General features: G+C 70.0%; 19 protein-coding genes and 1 riboswitch. Of the genes, 7 read left to right on the top strand and 12 right to left on the bottom strand.

Features of this window, described 5'->3' with window-relative positions:
* Positions 1 to 3 precede the first annotated feature (3 nt).
* On the bottom strand, positions 4 to 1,761 hold the full coding sequence (locus tag ACY5J6_RS06600) for a nitrite/sulfite reductase (protein WP_462844209.1): 1,758 nt from the start codon (positions 1,759 to 1,761) through the stop codon (positions 4 to 6).
* A 64-nt stretch (positions 1,762 to 1,825) separates the two neighbouring features.
* On the bottom strand, positions 1,826 to 2,347 hold the full coding sequence (locus ACY5J6_RS06595) for a hypothetical protein (RefSeq protein WP_462844208.1): 522 nt from the start codon (positions 2,345 to 2,347) through the stop codon (positions 1,826 to 1,828).
* 59 nt (positions 2,348 to 2,406) lie between these two features.
* A riboswitch (TPP riboswitch) is annotated at positions 2,407 to 2,516 on the top strand.
* 70 nt (positions 2,517 to 2,586) lie between these two features.
* Here ACY5J6_RS06595 and thiE point away from each other — a divergent pair.
* From thiE to thiD, 7 genes are all read left to right on the top strand, one after another.
* On the top strand, positions 2,587 to 3,207 hold the full coding sequence (gene thiE / locus ACY5J6_RS06590; protein ID WP_462844207.1) for a thiamine phosphate synthase: 621 nt from the start codon (positions 2,587 to 2,589) through the stop codon (positions 3,205 to 3,207).
* Positions 3,194 to 3,388 carry a sulfur carrier protein ThiS gene (gene thiS, locus ACY5J6_RS06585; protein WP_462844206.1) on the top strand — a complete coding sequence of 65 codons (195 nt, stop codon included), beginning with the start codon at positions 3,194 to 3,196 and terminating at the stop codon, positions 3,386 to 3,388. The genes thiE and thiS overlap by 14 nt, the downstream gene beginning before the upstream one ends.
* The gene (locus tag ACY5J6_RS06580) at positions 3,389 to 4,195 is read left to right on the top strand and encodes a thiazole synthase (protein WP_462844205.1); all 807 of its coding nucleotides are present in this window, start codon (positions 3,389 to 3,391) and stop codon (positions 4,193 to 4,195) included.
* A gap of 12 nt (positions 4,196 to 4,207) precedes the next feature.
* Positions 4,208 to 5,146: an NAD(P)/FAD-dependent oxidoreductase gene (locus ACY5J6_RS06575; protein ID WP_462844204.1), complete on the top strand. Its 939-nt coding sequence runs from the start codon at positions 4,208 to 4,210 to the stop codon at positions 5,144 to 5,146.
* Entirely contained in the window at positions 5,133 to 6,440 is a 1,308-nt protein-coding gene (gene thiC / locus ACY5J6_RS06570; protein WP_462844203.1) for a phosphomethylpyrimidine synthase ThiC, read from the top strand. The genes ACY5J6_RS06575 and thiC overlap by 14 nt, the downstream gene beginning before the upstream one ends.
* A 4-nt stretch (positions 6,441 to 6,444) precedes the next feature.
* Complete coding sequence (locus tag ACY5J6_RS06565) at positions 6,445 to 7,746, top strand: MFS transporter (protein ID WP_462844202.1); 1,302 nt, start codon at positions 6,445 to 6,447, stop codon at positions 7,744 to 7,746.
* A gap of 76 nt (positions 7,747 to 7,822) precedes the next feature.
* Complete coding sequence (thiD, locus tag ACY5J6_RS06560; protein ID WP_462844201.1) at positions 7,823 to 8,599, top strand: bifunctional hydroxymethylpyrimidine kinase/phosphomethylpyrimidine kinase; 777 nt, start codon at positions 7,823 to 7,825, stop codon at positions 8,597 to 8,599.
* Positions 8,600 to 8,611: 12 nt separating this feature from the next.
* Here thiD and ACY5J6_RS06555 read toward each other — a convergent pair whose 3' ends face one another.
* The 10 genes from ACY5J6_RS06555 to ACY5J6_RS06510 are packed head-to-tail and all read right to left on the bottom strand — an operon-like array spanning position 8,612 to position 16,678.
* Entirely contained in the window at positions 8,612 to 9,364 is a 753-nt protein-coding gene (locus ACY5J6_RS06555; RefSeq protein ID WP_462844200.1) for a LamB/YcsF family protein, read from the bottom strand.
* A 12-nt stretch (positions 9,365 to 9,376) separates the two neighbouring features.
* A complete protein-coding gene (locus ACY5J6_RS06550) occupies positions 9,377 to 10,063 on the bottom strand; it encodes an MBL fold metallo-hydrolase (protein WP_462844199.1) in 687 nt (228 codons plus the stop codon).
* A 1-nt stretch (position 10,064) separates the two neighbouring features.
* Positions 10,065 to 11,366, bottom strand: a complete 1,302-nt coding sequence (locus ACY5J6_RS06545) for a TRAP transporter large permease (protein ID WP_462844198.1) — start codon at positions 11,364 to 11,366, stop codon at positions 10,065 to 10,067.
* Complete coding sequence (locus ACY5J6_RS06540; protein WP_462844197.1) at positions 11,363 to 11,818, bottom strand: TRAP transporter small permease; 456 nt, start codon at positions 11,816 to 11,818, stop codon at positions 11,363 to 11,365. Before ACY5J6_RS06540 ends, ACY5J6_RS06545 begins: the two co-directional genes overlap by 4 nt.
* On the bottom strand, positions 11,818 to 12,774 hold the full coding sequence (locus tag ACY5J6_RS06535) for a TRAP transporter substrate-binding protein (RefSeq protein WP_462844196.1): 957 nt from the start codon (positions 12,772 to 12,774) through the stop codon (positions 11,818 to 11,820). The genes ACY5J6_RS06540 and ACY5J6_RS06535 overlap by 1 nt, the downstream gene beginning before the upstream one ends.
* A gap of 27 nt (positions 12,775 to 12,801) precedes the next feature.
* Positions 12,802 to 13,797: an ABC transporter substrate-binding protein gene (locus ACY5J6_RS06530; RefSeq protein WP_462844195.1), complete on the bottom strand. Its 996-nt coding sequence runs from the start codon at positions 13,795 to 13,797 to the stop codon at positions 12,802 to 12,804.
* Positions 13,794 to 14,570 (bottom strand): ABC transporter permease, encoded by a 777-nt coding sequence (locus ACY5J6_RS06525; protein ID WP_462844194.1) that lies wholly within the window; start codon positions 14,568 to 14,570, stop codon positions 13,794 to 13,796. Before ACY5J6_RS06525 ends, ACY5J6_RS06530 begins: the two co-directional genes overlap by 4 nt.
* Positions 14,557 to 15,330 carry an ABC transporter ATP-binding protein gene (locus ACY5J6_RS06520; protein ID WP_462844193.1) on the bottom strand — a complete coding sequence of 258 codons (774 nt, stop codon included), beginning with the start codon at positions 15,328 to 15,330 and terminating at the stop codon, positions 14,557 to 14,559. Before ACY5J6_RS06520 ends, ACY5J6_RS06525 begins: the two co-directional genes overlap by 14 nt.
* Positions 15,327 to 15,875 carry a peroxidase-related enzyme gene (locus ACY5J6_RS06515; protein WP_462844192.1) on the bottom strand — a complete coding sequence of 183 codons (549 nt, stop codon included), beginning with the start codon at positions 15,873 to 15,875 and terminating at the stop codon, positions 15,327 to 15,329. Before ACY5J6_RS06515 ends, ACY5J6_RS06520 begins: the two co-directional genes overlap by 4 nt.
* On the bottom strand, positions 15,869 to 16,678 hold the full coding sequence (locus tag ACY5J6_RS06510) for a cyclase family protein (protein ID WP_462844191.1): 810 nt from the start codon (positions 16,676 to 16,678) through the stop codon (positions 15,869 to 15,871). The genes ACY5J6_RS06515 and ACY5J6_RS06510 overlap by 7 nt, the downstream gene beginning before the upstream one ends.
* Positions 16,679 to 16,735: the final 57 nt, after the last annotated feature.

Raw genomic sequence — 16,735 nt, 5'->3', positions numbered from 1 at the left:
GCGTTAGCCGGCGCACTCCCCGCGCCCGAGCTGGACGCTGAAGGCCTCCCCCTCCGCCCCCAGGTCCTGGTAGAACTCGGGGGCCTCCTCGTAGGGGGGGACCTCCTGGAGGTCCTGGAAGAGGGGCTTGAAGGAGGCTGCCCCCACCCGGTCCAGGTAAGTCTGGAAGCTCTCCCCGTTTTGCCGCTCCTCCAGGTAGCGCCTGAGGATCCTCTCCACCGCCTCGGGGACCCGGCGGGCGGGAAGCCTCCCCACCACCTGGCCGAAGCGGGCCTCCCCCTCCCGGGTGCGCCCGCCCAGGAGGAGGACGTAGTGGGGCACCTCCCTTTCTCCCACCTTGCGGCTTGAGCCGTAGAAGCCGATGTCGGCGATGTGGTGCTGGCCGCAGGAGTTGGGGCAGCCGGAGATCTTTAGGCTGAGGGCCTTGGCCCCCGGGTCCTGGGCCAGGGGGAGGGCGGAGAGGTGGGCCTCGAGGGCCTGGGCGAGCCCCCGGGAGCGGGTGAGGGCCAGGTTGCAGGTGTCGGCCCCGGGGCAGCGGGTGATGTCCAGGAGGGTGTGGGCTTCAGGCCAGGCGAGCCCCGCCTCCAAAAGGGCCTCGTAAAGCCCCCCCAGGGCCTCCTCGGGGACGAAGCGGAGGAGGAGGTTCTGGCTGATGGCGCTCCGGATCTCGGCGGCGTAGGTCTCGGCGATGGCCGCCAGGGCCCTGAGCCCCTCCGGGGTGATGTCTCCCAAGGGGAGGCGGACGGTGACGGTGTAGAAGCCTTCCTGCTTCTGCCGGTAGAGGTTGGTGCGCCGCCAGGCGTTAAAGCCGGGGGCAAAGGAGAAGGGCTTTTGGGGCGGGCTGGGAAGCCCCGGGGGTTCGGGCTCTGGGGGCGGGGCCCAGGCCTTCAGGTCCTCGCCGCTCGCCGTGAGCTTCACGAGGCGCCTCTCCTCCCGCACCGCCTCCCGGAAGGCGGCGATTCCCCACTTCTTCGCCAGGAACTTGAGCCGGGCCTGGGTTAAGACCTTGCGGTTTCCGTAGCGGTCAAAGAGGCGGACGATGGCCAGCATGGTGGGGAGGAGGTCCTCCTCGGGGGTGAAGGGCTCCAAAAGCTCGGCGCTCATGGGGGCGGCCCCTAAGCCCCCGCCCACGTAGACGCGGAAGCCCCTTTTCCCCCCTTCCAAAGCCGCCACCACCCCGATGTCGTGGATGGGGGTGCGGGCGTGGTCCGTGGCGCACCCCTCAAAGGCGATCTTGAACTTCCGGGGGAGGTTCTGCCCCACGGGGTGGCGGAGGAAGTAGCGGTAGGCGGCCTCGGCGTAGGGGGTCACGTCAAAGGGCTCCTCGGGGGAGACCCCGGCGTAGGGACAGCAGGTGATGGCCCGGATGGAGTGGCCGCAGGCCTCCCGTGTGGTGAGGCCTGCGGCGTTCACCGCCCTCAGGACCTTGGGCACGTCCCGGCGGTGGACGTGGTGGAGCTGGACCGCCTGGCGGGTGGTCACGTGGGCGAGGCGGTTTTCCGCGTAGCGCTCGGCCACGTCCGCGAGAACCCTGAGGCCCTCGGGGGTGATCCGCCCCACGGGGAGCTTGATGCGGATCATGTGGTGCTCGGGTCGGCCCCGGATGCCGTAGATGCCGTTTTTAAGCCGGTAGACCCGGAAGTCCTCGGGGTCTTCCTCCCCGGCCTCGAGGCGGGCGATCGTGGCCTCCAGGTACCGGATCTCCGCCTCCGCCGCCGGGTCCAGGCGCGCGCCGCTTACCCTGTCCACAAGCCCTGCCATCCCTCACCTCCGACCCCCGGTCCCGGGGGTTGGCGGGGATGATATACCATTGAGCCTATGAAAGTCAAGGGTATGTGGCCCCCTGGCCCCGGATCCCGCCGGCGAGGCCAAAGGCGGTGAGGAAGGCTCCCAGGAGGAGCGCCCCCCACCGGGCCCAGAGGGGGAGGGCCTGGCCCAGGGCGTCCCCCAGGAGGGCGAAGAGGGGGACGAGGAGGAGGCCGGAGAGGCCCGTGGGCCAGGGGGCGAGCCAGGGGGGGAGGAGGGCGGCGAGGAGGAGGAGAAGGGCCCCGAGGAGGAGGAGGGCGAAGGCCGCCGCGGCCACGGCCAGGCCCAGGTTCATGGGGTCGGGCTCGGGGCGGAGGAGGAAGACGGCTACCCAGGCGGAGGGGTTGAGGAGGAGGGCGGCGAGAAGGAGGTGGGGTAGGGGCAGGCGCCGGGCGAGGAGGCTTAAGCCGAGCCCTAAGCAGGCCCCCGCCGAGAAGGCGGCGAGGCCGAGGACGGGGGCGGGAAGGCCCAGGGCGGCCACCGCCGCCGCGCCCAGGTGGAGGCCCCAGAGGAGGCTCGCGAGGGCCAGGTAGGGGCGCATGGTTTCCCCTCCAGTGTAGCCCGCCCTCTTTTCCCCGGGCGAGGGCGTGCTATAGTGGGAGGGCAGGCTAGGGGTGCCCTAATGGAGGGGCTGAGAGCTGGGTTTCTCCCAGCAACCCTTGGAACCTGATCCGGGTAATGCCGGCGGAGGGAAGCCTATGCGGAAGACCCCAGTCCCCCACAACCCAACTCCCTTCGGGCCGCGTGGGCCTTTCCCGCCCGCCTGAAGGGGGTGAAAGGTTGCTCGGAAGGCTCTACCTGGTGGTGACCCCAAGGCCCGGCTGGTCTTTGGAGGAAGCCCTGGACCGCACGGAAAGGGCCTTGGCGGGCGGCGTGGAGGTCGTGCAGCTAAGGGCCAAGGACTGGGAGGCGCGGCCCACCCTGGAGCTCGGGGAGCGGATGCTCGCCCTCGCCCGGCGCTACGGGGTGCCCTTCTTCCTGAACGACCGCCCCGACCTCGCCGCCCTCCTGGGGGCGGACGGGGTCCACCTGGGGCAGAACGACCTCACCCCGGAGGAGGCGCGGCGCTTTTTCCGGGGGATGGTGGGCCGCTCCACCCACGCCCCCGAGCAGGCTTTGCGGGCCTTAGAGGAGGGGGTGGACTACCTCTCCGTGGGCCCCGTCTGGGAGACCCCCACGAAGCCGGGCAGGCCCGCGGCGGGGCTCGCTTACGTGCGCTGGGCGGCGGAGCACCTGGGGGAGAGGCCCTGGTACGCCATCGGGGGGATTGACCTAGGGAACCTGGACCAGGTCCTAGAGGCCGGGGCCAGGCGCGTCGTGGTGGTCCGGGCCATCCTGGACGCGGAAGACCCCGAGCGGGCGGCCCGCGCCCTTAGGGAGAGGCTTTATGGTGTGGCTTAACGGGGAGCCCAAGCCCTTGGAGGGCAAGACCCTCAAGGAGGTCTTGGAGGAGCTCGGCGTGGAGCTTAAGGGGGTCGCCGTCCTCCTCAACGAGGAGGCCTTCTTGGGCCTCGAGGTCCCGGACCGGGTTCTAAAGGACGGGGACGTGGTGGAGGTGGTGGCCCTGATGCAGGGAGGCTAGATGGACACCTGGAAGGTAGGGGATGTGGAGCTGAAAAGCCGCCTCATCCTGGGGTCCGGCAAGTACAAGGACTTCGGGGTGATGCGGGAGGCCCTCGCCGCCGCGGGGGCCGAGGTGGTCACGGTCTCCATCCGGCGGGTGGAGCTCAAGGCCCCGGGGCACGTGGGGCTTCTGGAGGCTTTGCAGGGGGTTAGGCTTCTCCCCAACACCGCAGGGGCCAAAACGGCCGAGGAGGCGGTGCGCCTCGCCCGCCTGGGCCGCCTCCTCACCGGGGAGCGGTGGGTGAAGCTGGAGGTCATCCCCGACCCCACCTACCTCCTCCCCGATCCCCTGGAGACCCTGAAGGCGGCGGAGCGCCTTTTGGAGGAGGGCTTCCTCGTCCTCCCCTACATGGGGCCCGACCTGGTCCTGGCCAAAAGGCTTGCCGCCCTAGGCGCGGCCACGGTGATGCCCCTCGCCGCCCCCATCGGTTCGGGCTGGGGGGTGCGGACGAGGGCCCTTCTGGAGCTCTTCGCCCGGGAGAAGGCCTCCCTTCCCCCGGTGGTGGTGGACGCGGGGCTCGGCCTCCCTTCCCACGCGGCGGAGGTGATGGAGCTGGGCCTGGACGCCGTCTTGGTGAACACCGCCATCGCCGAGGCCCAAGACCCCCCCGCCATGGCCGAGGCCTTCCGGCTTGCGGTGGAGGCGGGGAGGAAGGCCTACCTCGCAGGGCCCATGCGGCCCAGGGAGGCGGCGAGCCCCTCCAGTCCGGTGGAGGGGGTGCCTCTTACCCCGACCGGGCGCAAGCCCGGTCGGGGGCCCCAGTAGCCAGGAAGGGCCATGAGGGCGGACGTGGCCGTGGTGGGGGCGGGGATCATCGGGGCCCTCGCCGCCTACGAGCTCGCCAAGCGGGGGGTGGCCGTGGCCCTCCTGGACGCGGAGAAGGAAGGGGCCGCCACCCTGGCGAGCGCGGGGATGCTCGCCCCTTACCCCGAGGGGCTTTCGGGGGAGCTTCTGGAGGCGGGGCTATACGGCCTTGCCCGCTACCCCGAGCTCCTCGCCGAGCTCAAGGAAAGGGGCCAGGAGGTGGAGGCGGGGTTTTCCGGCACCTGGGTGGCGGCCCTCACCCCTTCGGAAAAGGAGGCCTGGGCGGCGGAGGCCCCCTCCCCCTACCCGGTCCGGGGGGCCTTGGGGGCGAGGCGCTTTCCCGGGGGGTACGTCCACCCCAGGAAGCTCCGGGAGGCCCTCCTCGAGGCCTTCCGGGACCTCGGGGGCACCTACCTCCGGGCCGAGGTGGAGGGGGTGGAGGGGGGAAGGGTCCATTGGCGGGAAGGGGCCCTTAGGGCCCGCTTCGTCCTCCTTTGCGTGGGGGCCTGGGGGGAGCGGTTTGGCCTAAGGGTCAGGCCCCTCAAGGGGGAGGCCCTTCTCCTTTGGGGGGAGGCCCCGCCCGGGCCCCTTTTCGCCGGGGAGGGGTACCTCCTGCCCCGGGAGGGCGGGGTCTACGTGGGGGCCACGGGAAGGGAGGGGTGGAAGGAAGGGGTGGACCTCTATGGCCTCCGCTGGCTTGCGGACTACGCCCACGAGCGCTTTCCCCTCTTGGAAGGGGCCCGCTTTAGGGGAGCGGCCTTCGGGTTTAGGCCCGCGGGTGAGCTCTTCGTGGGCGAGGTGGAGGAAGGCGTGTACGCGGCGGTGGGGCACGGGAGGAACGGCGTTCTCCTCGCCCCTTGGACGGCAAAGAGGCTCTTAGGGCTTTTGGGGGTGGAAGATGACGCAGCTTGAGGCGGCAAGGAAAGGGAAGATCACCGAGGAGATGGCCTACGTGGCCGAGAAGGAAGGGGTTTCCCCCGAGTTCGTGCGGGAGGGAGTGGCGGCAGGCCGGATCGTCATCCCCAGGAACCCGAACCACAAGGCCCTTCGGGATTTCAAGGGCATCGGGGAGGGGCTTTCCGTCAAGGTGAACGCCAACCTGGGCACCTCCTACGATTACGTGGACGTGGAGGAGGAGGTGGAGAAGGCCAAGGTGGCCATCCAGTATGGGGCGGACACCATCATGGACCTCTCCACCGGGGGAGACCTCAAGGCGATCCGCAAGCGGATCCTGGAGGTGGCCACCGTCCCCCTAGGCACCGTGCCCATCTACGAGGCGGAGTTTCGGGCGGCCAGGCGCAAGAACTTCTTTGACATGTCGGCGGACGAGCTCTTCCAGGTGATTGAGGAGCACGGCAAGGAGGGGGTGGACTACATCACCGTGCACGTGGGGGTGACCCTGAGGAACCTCGAGGTCTACCGGAATAGCCCCCGCACCACGGGCATCGTGAGCCGGGGCGGGGGGCTCATGGCCGCCTGGATGCTCCACCGGGGCGAGGAAAACCCCCTCTACGCCCGCTTTGACGACCTTTTGGACATCGCCCGCACCTACGACATGACCCTCTCCCTGGGGGACGGCCTCCGCCCTGGCTCCCTCGCCGACAGCACCGACCGGGCCCAGATCGCCGAGCTCCTCACCATCGGCGAGCTCGTGGAAAGGGCCAGAAGGGCCGGGGTCCAGGCCATGGTGGAAGGCCCCGGGCACATCCCCTTGAACGAGGTGGCGGCCAACGTCCAGATCCAGAAGAAGCTCACGGGGCACGCGCCCTTCTACATCCTGGGGATGCTTCCCGTGGACACCGCCGCGGGGTTTGACCACATCGCCGGGGCCATCGGCGGGGCCTTGGCGGGGTGGTGGGGTGCGGACATGCTCTGCTACCTGACCCCGGCGGAGCACCTGGGCCTGCCCACGGTGGAGCACGTGAAGCAAGGGGTGATCGCCTTTAAGATCGCCGCCCACGCCGCCGACGTGGCCCGGGGGAACAAGGGGGCGCTGGAGCGGAACCGGAGGATGTCCGAGGCCCGCTACCGGTTGGACTGGGAGGGCCAGTTCGCCCTCGCCCTCTTTCCCGAGGAGGCGAGGCGCCTCAAGGAGGAACGGGGCTCCAAGACCAAGGCCTGCAGCATGTGCGGCCCCTTCTGCCCCATGAACCTGGTGGAGGCGGTGCTCAAGGGGAAGGGGCGCCTGGAGCTTCCGGTAGCCTGAAGCCATGGACGCCCTCGCCCGTCTGGAACGCCTGCCCTTGGGCAGGCCCCACCACCGCCTCCTCCTGCTCCTCGGATTCGGCTGGGCCCTGGACGCCATGGACGTGGGGCTCATCAGCTTCACCCTGCCCGCCCTTTCCCGGGACTTCGGCCTGGACCCGGTGGGGGCGGGGCTTTTGGGGAGCGTGGGGCTTCTGGGGATGCTCTTTGGGGCCCTCCTCGGGGGGCGGCTCGCCGACCGGTTCGGCCGGAAGGCGGTGGTGGGGTATAGCCTCTTCCTCGCCGGGCTGGGAAGCCTCCTTACCGCCCTGGCCCCAAGCCTTTCTTGGGTTTTCCTCTTCCGCTTCCTCACGGGGCTGGGGCTGGGCGCGGAGCTTCCCGTGGCGGCAAGCCTCATGGGGGAGTGGAGCCCCAAGGCCCACCGGGGGCGGATGGTGGTCCTCCTCGAGGCCTTCTGGGCCGTGGGGTGGCTTTTGGCCGCCCTCATGGGCTACCTCCTGGTGCCCGCCTTCGGCTGGCGGGGGGCCTTCCTCGCCGGGGCCCTTCCCGCCCTTTACGCCGCCTACCTGAGGCTTTCCCTCCCCGAGTCCCCCCGCTGGCTCGTGGCCCGGGGCCGGGCGGCGGAGGCGGAGGCCCTGGTGGCCTCCTGGGAGCGGGCCTTTCCCGGGCCCCTTCCCGAGCCTCGCCCTGAGCCCGCCCCGCGCCCCCTCCCCTACGGGGCCCTCTTCCGCCCGCCCTTCCTCCGGCGCACCCTCTTCCTCGCCCTCGCCTGGTTTGCCCTGAACGCGGGCTACTACGGGGCCTTCATCTGGCTCCCCTCCCTCCTCGTGGCCCAGGGCTACACCCTGGTGCGCTCCTTGGAGTACGTCCTCCTCATCACCTTGGCCCAGGTGCCGGGCTACCTCGTGGCGGCTTTTTTGGTGGAGCGCTGGGGGAGGCGGCCCGTCCTCGTGGGGTTTTTAGGCCTTTCCGCCCTCTTTGCCTGGCTCCTCTCCCGGGCCGCTTCCCCCGGGGAGGTGCTCCTTTTCGGGGCCCTCCTCTCCTTCTTCAACCTGGGGGCCTGGGGGGCGGTCTACGCCTACACCCCGGAGCTCTTCCCCACGGCCCTTAGGGGAAGCGGGGCGGGCTTCGTGGCGGCGGTGGGCCGGGTGGGGGGGATCCTCGCCCCCTACGCCACCGGGGCCCTCCTTCCCCTCTGGGGCCCGGGCGGGGTCTTGGCCCTCCACGGGGGGCTTCTCCTCCTCGCCGGGGTCTTCGCCTTCGCCGTGGGGGTGGAGACCCGGGGGCGGCCCTTGGAAGACCTGTGAGGCCACCCCGTGCCGGCCCAAGCCGGCATGGGGACAGAAGTTTCCTGGAGGCTAGGGAATGGGAGGAGGAAAGGACGTGAGGGTAGCCCTGACCATCGCGGGCTCCGACTCGGGGGGCGGGGCGGGGGTGCAGGCGGACCTCAAGGTCTTCTTCCGCTTCGGGGTCTACGGGACGAGCGCCCTCACCCTGGTCACCGCCCAGAACACCCTGGGGGTGCAGCGGGTGCACCTCCTTCCTCCCGAGGTGGTCTACGCCCAGGTAAAGAGCGTGGCCCAGGACTTCCCCCTTCACGCCGCCAAGACGGGGGCCTTGGGGGACGCGGCCATCGTGGAGGCCGTGGCCGAGGCGGTGCGGCGCTTCGGGGTCCGGCCCTTGGTGGTGGACCCGGTGATGGTGGCGAAGGGCGGGGACCCCCTCCTCGCCCCGGAGGCGGCGGCCGCCCTCAAGGAGAGGCTTTTTCCCTTGGCGGCCCTGGTCACCCCGAACCGCCTCGAGGCCGAAGCCCTCCTAGGGCATCCCATCCGCACCCTGGAGGAGGCGGAGGAGGCCGCCCGGGCCCTCCTCGCCTTAGGCCCCAAGGCCGTCCTCCTCAAGGGGGGGCATCTGGAGGGGGAGGAGGCGGTGGACCTCCTCGCCACCCGGGAAGGGGTCTTGCGGTTCTCTGCCCCCCGGGTCTATACCCGGAACACCCACGGCACGGGCTGCACCCTTGCCGCCGCCATCGCCGCCCTCCTCGCCCTGGGGAGGCCTCTGGAAGAGGCGGTGGCCGAGGCCAAGGCCTACCTCACCCGGGCCCTTCAGGGGGCGCCGCCCCTGGGCCACGGCCACGGGCCCTTGGACCACGGGGCGTGATCTGGTCCTCCTTCAGAAAGCCTGCACCCTCACCCCGGCTTCCTCCAGGGCCCGCCGCACCGCCTGTGCCACCTCGGGGGCCTTGGGGTTGTCCCCGTGGATGCAAAGGGTTTCGGCCCTGACCTCCACCTCCCCCCCATCCAAGGCCTCCACCTTTCCCTCGAGCACCATGCGCAGGGCCCTCCGGGCCGCCTCCTGGGGGTCGGTGATCCAGGAGCCTGACATGGAGCGGGGGGCGAGCTGGCCGTTTCGCAGGTAGGCCCTTTCGGGGAAGGCCTCGAGGACCACCCTTAGCCCCGCCTCCCTGGCCTCCTCCTCGTACACCGTCCCCGGAAGGACCACCAGGGGAAGCCCCGGGTCAAAGGCCTTCACCGCCAGGGCGATGGCCCTCGCCGTCTCCCGGTCCCGGCAGGCCTTGAGGTAAAGCGCCCCGTGGGGCTTGACGTGGTGGAGGGGGAGGCCCTCCGCCTTGAGGAAGGCGGAGAGGGCCCCGATCTGGTAGAGCACGTCGGCGTAGACCTCCTCGGGGCTCAGGGCCATCTCCCTTCGGCCGAAGCCCACGAGGTCGGGAAAGCCCGGGTGGGCCCCCACGGCCACGCCGTGGGCCTTGGCCAGGCGCACCGCCTCCAGGATCCGACCTGGGCTTCCCCCGTGGAAGCCGCAGGCCAGGTTCGCCGAGGTCACCAGGGGGAAGATCTCCCGGTCGTGCCCGTAGGTGAAGGCCCCGTAGGACTCGCCCGCGTCCGCGTTCAGGTCCACCTTCATGCGGCCTCCTTATCAAAGTTTAAGCGTCACCTTGGCCCCGTGGGGGAGGGCGACCTCCAGGCAGGCCTCGCCTTCGGGAAGGAAGCGGTCCCCCTCCCGCCGCAAGGGGACGTCGTGGCCCGGAAAGAGCCTGGGGAAGCCCCAAAGGCGCTCCCGGCTCTTTAGGGCCCTCTCCGGGTCCAGACAGGGAGGGGCCGGCGGGCCCTCGAGGTCAAAGCGGCTCTTCACCGCGTCGCTGGCCAAGACCCCCACCCCCTCCACGGCGAGGCCCAAAAGCCCAGGGGTGTGGCCGGGAAGGTGGAGCAGGGAAAGCCCCTCCGTCAGAGGCTCCTCCGGGACGGCCGTAAGCCGGGGAAGGGCCTTGGGCAGGTGGGCGAGGCAGGCGGGGTCCAGCCTGGGGTCCTTGGCCACCCTCTCGGCGTGGCGGAGCTCGGCTTCGTGGACGTAGACCTCGGCCCAGGGGAAGAGGTCGGCGTTGGCCGCGTGGTCGAAGTGGAGGTGGCTCAGGACCACTCCGGTCACGTCCAGGGGGGAGAAGCCCAGGGCCTCGAGGCGGGCGTAAAGGCTCTCCCGCTCCCCGAAGCCCAGGGTGTCGTAGAGGAGGAGCCTGGGCCCCACCACCAGGTAGGCGCCGGAAAGCCCCAGGTAGCCCCGGTGGCTCCTGCCCGGAAACCCGGTGTAGACGGGGACCACTTCCACGCTACCCCCCCGTCATCGTCCGGGGAAGCCAAGTGGCGATCCCCGGGAAGGCCACCAAGAGGGCCACCATGAGGAGGAGCACCCCCATGAAGGGCAGGCTGTAGCGGGCGATGCGGAAGAGGTCCTCCCCGCTCAACGACTGGAGGACGAAGAGGTTGAACCCCACGGGCGGGGTGATCTGGGCGAGCTCCACCATGAGCACCAGGTACACCCCGAACCACAAGGGGTCCAGGCCGAGGGCTTTGACCACGGGAAGGATGACGCTGATGGTGAGGACCACGATGGAGATCCCGTCCAGGAACCAGCCGAGGAGGACGTAGACCAGGGTGAGGAAAAGGACGAGGGCGGTGGGGGTGATCCCCGCCTCCACCGCCCAGGTGGCCAGGGCCCGTGGGATCCCCGTGAACCCCATGGCCAGGGTGAGGACCCCCGCCCCGGCGAGGATGAGCCCGATCATGCTCGTGGTGCGCACCGCCCCCAGGAGGCTTTCCCGGAAGAGCTCGAGGCCGAACTCCCGCCTTAGGACGGTGAGGAGGAAGGCCCCCGCCACCCCGATGGCCGCCGCCTCCGTGGGCGTGGCCACCCCCAGGTAGATGGACCCGAGGACCAGGAGGATGAGGAAGAGGACGGGCAGGACGCTGAGGAGCCCCTTGAGGGCCTGGCGGAGGCCCAGGGAGGGCACGCGGGGAAGGGCTTTCCGGTGGCGGTGGGCGAGGAGGGCCACGGTGAGCATGAAAAGCAGGGTGAGGAGGAGGCCGGGCACCACCCCCGCCATGAAGAGCCGGGCCACCGAGACCTCGGCCATGACCCCGTAGACGATCATGACGATGCTCGGGGGGATGAGGAACCCGAGGGTCCCGGCGCCCGCCAGGGAGCCCAGGGCCAGGGCCTTGGGGTAGCCCTGCCGCAGAAGCTCCGGTAGCGTGAAGCGCCCCACGGTGGCCGTGGTGGCGGCGGAGGAGCCGATGACCGCGGCGAAGAGGGCGCTCGCTACCACGTTCACGTGGAGCAGTCCCCCGGGAAGCCTGCCGAGGAGCGGGGCGAGCCCCTGGAAGAGCTCCTGGGCAAGCCGGGAGCGGTAGAGGATCTCCCCCATCCAGACGAAGAGGGGCAGGGCGGCGAGGCTAAAGCTGGAGGTGCTGGTCCAAAGCGCCGTGGCCACGTTGGGTCCCGGGGGGGCGGTGGTGAAGAGGGCGAGGCCCGCCGTCCCCACGAGGAGGAGGGCGAGGCCCACGTACACCCCCAGGGCCAAAAGGAGGAAGAGGAGGGCAACGAGGACGAGGCCGGCGGCGAGGAGGCTCACGGCGCCTCCCGGAGGAGGGCCTCGAGGAGGGCCACGGCGAAGACGCTCATCCCGAAGGCCACCACCGCCAAGGGGATCCAGAGGGGTAGGGGAAGGAGCCCCGGGGCCAGGTCACCGAAACGGAGGCTCTCCAGGGTTTTGGCCCAGAGGTGGAACGCGGCGTAAAGGCTCGCGGCGGCCCCAAGCCCCAGGGCCGTTCGCCCAAGGGGGGCCCTGGCCTTAGGGGGGAGCCGCCTGAGGAGGAGTTCCACCCGGATGTGGCCCCCGGCCCTGAGGGTGGGCCCGAGGCCCAGGAAGATGAGGCCCGCCGTGGCGAACCCCGCGAGCTCCAGGGCCGAGGGGACCACGAAGCCCAGAAAGCGGCCCACCACCTGGGCGAGGATCACGAGGAGGACGAAAAGCCCGAGGAGGAGGGCCATGAGCTCCGAAAGCCGGTAGAGCCCCTTGAGCATCACCGGCCCAGGTACTGGCGGTAGACCCTGACCCCCGTGGCCCCTGCCTGGCGTTGCCACTCCAGGATCATGGTCTCGCCCGCCTTCTTAAGGTCGGCCATGAGCTGGGGCGAGGGCTTCACCACCTGCATTCCCCTCTGCGCCAGGGTTTTGAGGGCCTTGGCCTCCTCCTCCTGCGACATCTTCCAGCCCCGCTCCTCCGCCCGCTTGGCCGCCTGCAGGAGGGCCTCCCGGTCCTGGGGGGAGAGGCTCTCAAAGGCCCGGCGCCCGATCACCACCATGTTCTTGGGGATCCAGGCCTTCACGTCGTAGAAGTAGCGGGCGAAGTCCCAGGCCTGGCTGTCCACCCCCGTGGTGGGGGAGGTGATCATGGCCTCCACGATCCCGGTGGCGAAGGCCTGGGGGATGTCGGCGGCCTCCACCTGGACCGGGGTCATGCCCAAAAGCTCCGCCAGCCGGGCCGTGGCGGGGTTGTAGGCGCGGAAGCGGAGGCCCTTGAGGTCCTGGGCCGAGTTCACGGGCTTCTTGGTGTAAAGCCCCTGGGGGGGCCAGGGCACGGCGTAGAGGAAGACCACGCCCCTTTGGGCGAGCCACTTCTCCACCTCCGGCCGCTGGGCCTGGTAGAGCCGCCAAGCGTCCTCGTACCCCGAGACCACGAAGGGGATGGAGTCCAGGTTGAAGAGGGGGTTCTCGTTGGCGAGGAGGGACATGAGCACCTCCCCCATCTGCACCTGGCCGTTGCGCACCGCGGGGAGGATCTGGGGGTGGGGGAAGAGGGAGCCCCCGGGGTGGACGGTGATCTTGACCCTGCCCCCCGTGGCCTCCTCCACCTCCTTGACGAACTGCAGGATGTTTTGGGTGTGGAAGTTCCCGGGGGGGTAGGGGGTGGCCATGTTCCAGGTCTGGGCCAGGGCGCCCAGGGCCAAAAGGGATAAAGCCGTCACGAGCCGCTTCATTCCCGACCTCCTTTCTCCTTCGCGATCTTACCTGAGGTTTTGCAGGGCCCGGTCCACGAACTCGTTGGTGTAGGTGCGCTTGAGGTCGATCTTGGCCCGCTTCACCCGCTCGTCAAAGGCGGAGAGCACGGTGAGGGGCCTTAAGGGCGCGGTCTCGCTGAAGCGCCCCGTGGGGGAGAAGGACTCCAGGGAGTTGCGGAGCACCTTCAGGTAGAGCTCCCGGTCGCCCAGGAAGTACTCCTCGGGAAGGACCCGGGCGATCTCCTCGGGGGTTTTCCCCTGCATCCAGCGGAGGCCCCGCACCATGGCGTTCACCAGCCTTTGGGCGGTGTCGGGGTTCTTCTCCAGCCAAGCCCTGGTGGTGTAGAGGACGGCGGCCGGATACTCGCCCCCCAGGACCTCCCGGGTGCCCTTGGTGGTGCGGGTGTCCGCCAGGACCTTGAGGAGGCCCCGTTCCTCCAGGAGGGTGATGGCGGGCTCCACGTTGGAGATGGCGTCCACCTGCTTGTTCTGCACCGCGGCCACCGCCTGGGCGCCCACGGAGACGCCGATGACGGAGACGTCCGTGGGCTTGAGGCCGTTTTTGACCAGGAGGTAGTTGAGGAAGAAGTGGGTGGAGCTTCCGGGGGCGGTGACCCCGACCTTTTTCCCCTTCAGGTCGGCCACGCTCTTCACTTGGTCCGCCAGGTCCGCCCGCACCCCAAGGACGATGGCCGGGTAGCGCCCCACCTCCACGAAGGCCACGATGTCCCGGCCCTGGGCCTGCATCTGGATGGTGTGGTCGTAGAAGCCCATGACCACCTCCACGCTCCCTCCCACCAGGGCCTGGAGGGCGCGGCTTCCTGCCTGGAGGTCCTGGATCACCACGTCCAGGCCCTCGTCCTTGAAGTAGCCCAGGCGCTCCACCACGGTGAGGGGCAGGTAGACCACCGCGGTCTTCCCGCCCACGCCCAGGACCACCCGCTTCTGGGCAAAGCCGAAGGCCAAGAGCACCAGCAAAAGCCCGATCCCGATCCGCTTCATGCCGTACCTCCTTCCCGTTCTTTGGGCCGCCACACCAAAAGCCGCCTTTCCACCGCTCCCACCAGGGCGTCCAGCACCAGGACGAAGGCCATGAGGACCACCATCCCGGCGAAGACCCCGGTGGTGTCAAAAACCCCCTCCGCCTGGGCGATGAGGTAGCCGAGCCCGGCGGCGCTCCCCAGGTACTCCCCCACCACGGCCCCGATGACGGCGAAGCCGATGGAGGTCCTCAAGGAACTGAAGATCCAGCTCGCCGCCGCGGGGACGTAGACGTGGCGCAGGAGATGGGAAGGCCTTGCCCCGAGGAGCCTGGCGTTCTGCAGGACCACGGGGGGCACCTCCTTCACCCCCTGGTAGGTGTTGAAGAAGGCCACGAAGAAGACCAGGGTGACGCCCAGGGCCACCTTGGAGAGGATCCCGAGGCCGAACCAGAGGGTGAAGATGGGGGCGAGGACCACCCGGGGGATGGCGTTCAACGCCTTGACGTAGGGGTCTAGGACCGCCGCCACCCCCGGGGCCAGGGCCAGCCAAAGCCCCAGGGCCACGCCCAGGAGGGTGCCCAGGGCGAAGGCCAGGAGCATCTCCACCGTGGTCACGTAGAGGTGGGGGTAGACCTCCCCGGTGGCGAACCAGCGGAAGACCCTGGAGGCGATCTCCGAGGGGTAGGAGAAGAAGAAGGGGTCCATGCGGCCCGTCCTCGAGGCCCACTCCCAGAGGAGGAGGAAGCCCAAAAGAAGCCCCCCCTGCCAGAGCCTCACCCTAAGCCCCCGCATGGGCCCGCATCACCTCCCCTCGCAAAAGCTCCCAGATCTCCCGGTGGAGCCTCAGGAACTCCGGGGTGAGCCGGACCTCGGCCACGTCCCTCGGCCTCGGGAGGGGGATGGGGAACTCCCCGATGGGCCGGGAGCGGGGCCCCGCGGCCATCACCACCACCCGGTCGGAGAGGGCGATGGCCTCCTCCAGGTCGTGGGTGACGAAGAGGACGGTCTTCCGGTCCTCCTGCCAGAGCTTCAGGAGTTCGTTCTCCATGAGCTGCCGCGTCTGCACGTCCAAGGCGGAGAAGGGCTCGTCCATGAGGAGGAGCTTCGGGTCGGTGATGAGCACCTGGGCGAGGCCCACCCGCTTCCTCTGCCCCCCGGAAAGCTGGTGGGGGAAGCGCTGGGCGAAGCGCTCCAGCCCCACCTTGGCAAGCCAGGCCCGGGCCCTTTCCCGCGCCTCCCGCCAAGGGGTGCCCCGGAAGACCAGGGGCAGGGCCACGTTGTCCAGGGCGGTCTTCCAGGGGAGGATGGCGTCCTGCTGGAAGAGGTAGCCCGCCAGGGGGTTGAGCCCTTTAAGGGGCTTTCCGGCCACCCACACCTCCCCTTGGCTCGGGGGAAGCAGGCCCGCCGCCACGTTTAAAAGGGTGCTCTTGCCGCACCCCGTGGGCCCCACCAGGCTCACGAACTCCCCTTCCCTCACGGAAAGCCCTACCCCCTCCACGGCCACGTAGTCCCCAAAGGCCACGCTCAGCCTGCGGAACTCCAGGAAGCTCATCCGTAGTACTCCGGGTTGGGCTTGAACCCCAGGGCGTTTAGGAGGCGGTTGGTGAAGTTGAACATGGCGGCCACCTCGGCGGCCTCGAGGATGGCCTCGTCGGAAAGCCCCGCCTCCCTAAGGGGCTTCAGGTCCTCCTCGGTCATCTCGTGGTGGCGGTGGGTGACCTTGAGGGCGAAGTCCACCAGGGCCCGCGTCCTCGGGGGAAGCTCCGCCCGGCGGGGGTTGGCGGCCAGGACCTCCGGGAGGACGGGGTCCCCGGTGAGGTCTCTCAGGTAGCGCTTGTGGCTCGCCACGCAGTACTCGCAGCGGTTCTCCCCGCTGATGGCCACCGCCATGGCCTCCTTCTCCTCCCGGCTCAGGAGGCCTTCCCCCCGCATCAGGGCGTCGTAGTAGCGGAACCAGAGGAGGAAGCGGGGGCTTAGGGCGAAGGCCCGGGCCACGTTGGGCACGAAGCCCGTCTTCTCCCGAAGCTTCGCGAAGAGCTCCCGCACCTCCTCGGAAAGCTCCCCTTCCTCCGGCACCCGGAGCCAGGAGATCACCATACGGCTACCGCCCGCACCGGGCCGCCGGAGGCGTTCTTGTGTTTAGGGCCTCCCACGAAGAGGAGGGCGCCCGAAGGGGGCACCTGGGCCAGGTTGGCCAGGTTCTCCAGGCCGTACTTCCCCGCCCCGAGGACGGTGACGTGGGTCTTGAAGTCCTTGGAGGGGCCGAAGTCCAGGGAGAGGGTGTCCACCCCGATGCCCACGACCTCCCGCTCCCGCACCAGAAACTCCGCCGCCTCGGGGGAGAAGCCCGGGAAGTGGAGGGTCCCCGAGGCGTCCTGGTTGAGGAAGGCCTTGGGGTCCTGCCACCGGTTCTCCCAGCCCGAGTGCATGGCCACGAAGGCCCCCTTGGGCAGGCGGCCGTACCGCCTCTCGTAGGCCAGGAGGTCGTCCACCGTCACCTGGGCGTCGGGGTCCTTGGCCGCCTTCTCGTGGATGTGGACCACCGCCAGGGGGGCGATGAGGGCGCTTATGGGGAGCTTTTCCGCCGTGGGGGCCCCCTCCACGAAGTGGGCGGGGGCGTCCATGTGGGTGCCGGAGTGCTCCCAAAGGTCCAGGCGGTTCCCGTAGTAGCCGTTTTGCCGCACGGTGACCAGGGTGGTGATGCGCATGGGCTCGGCCCCGGGGAAGAGGGGGATCTCCGGGGTGAGCTCGTGGGTGAGGTCCACCGCGCGGCTGAAGGCCTTCCCCGGGACTTGGGCCTGGGCCAAGGCCGCCCCCGCGAGGGCGGCGAGGCTCGAGGCCAGGAAGCTCCGGCGGGAAAGGGAGCGGGCCACCTGCTCCATCACCAGGGGTGCGCACATGGTTACCTCCTTTTCTGGCAAGACCTTACCACGCTCCCGCATAACTTTGCAAGACGG

The organism is Thermus sp. H19.2 (assembly GCF_054979525.1).
Note: the sequence above shows the minus strand (reverse complement) of the source record. Positions and strands in the feature narration are given on the sequence as shown.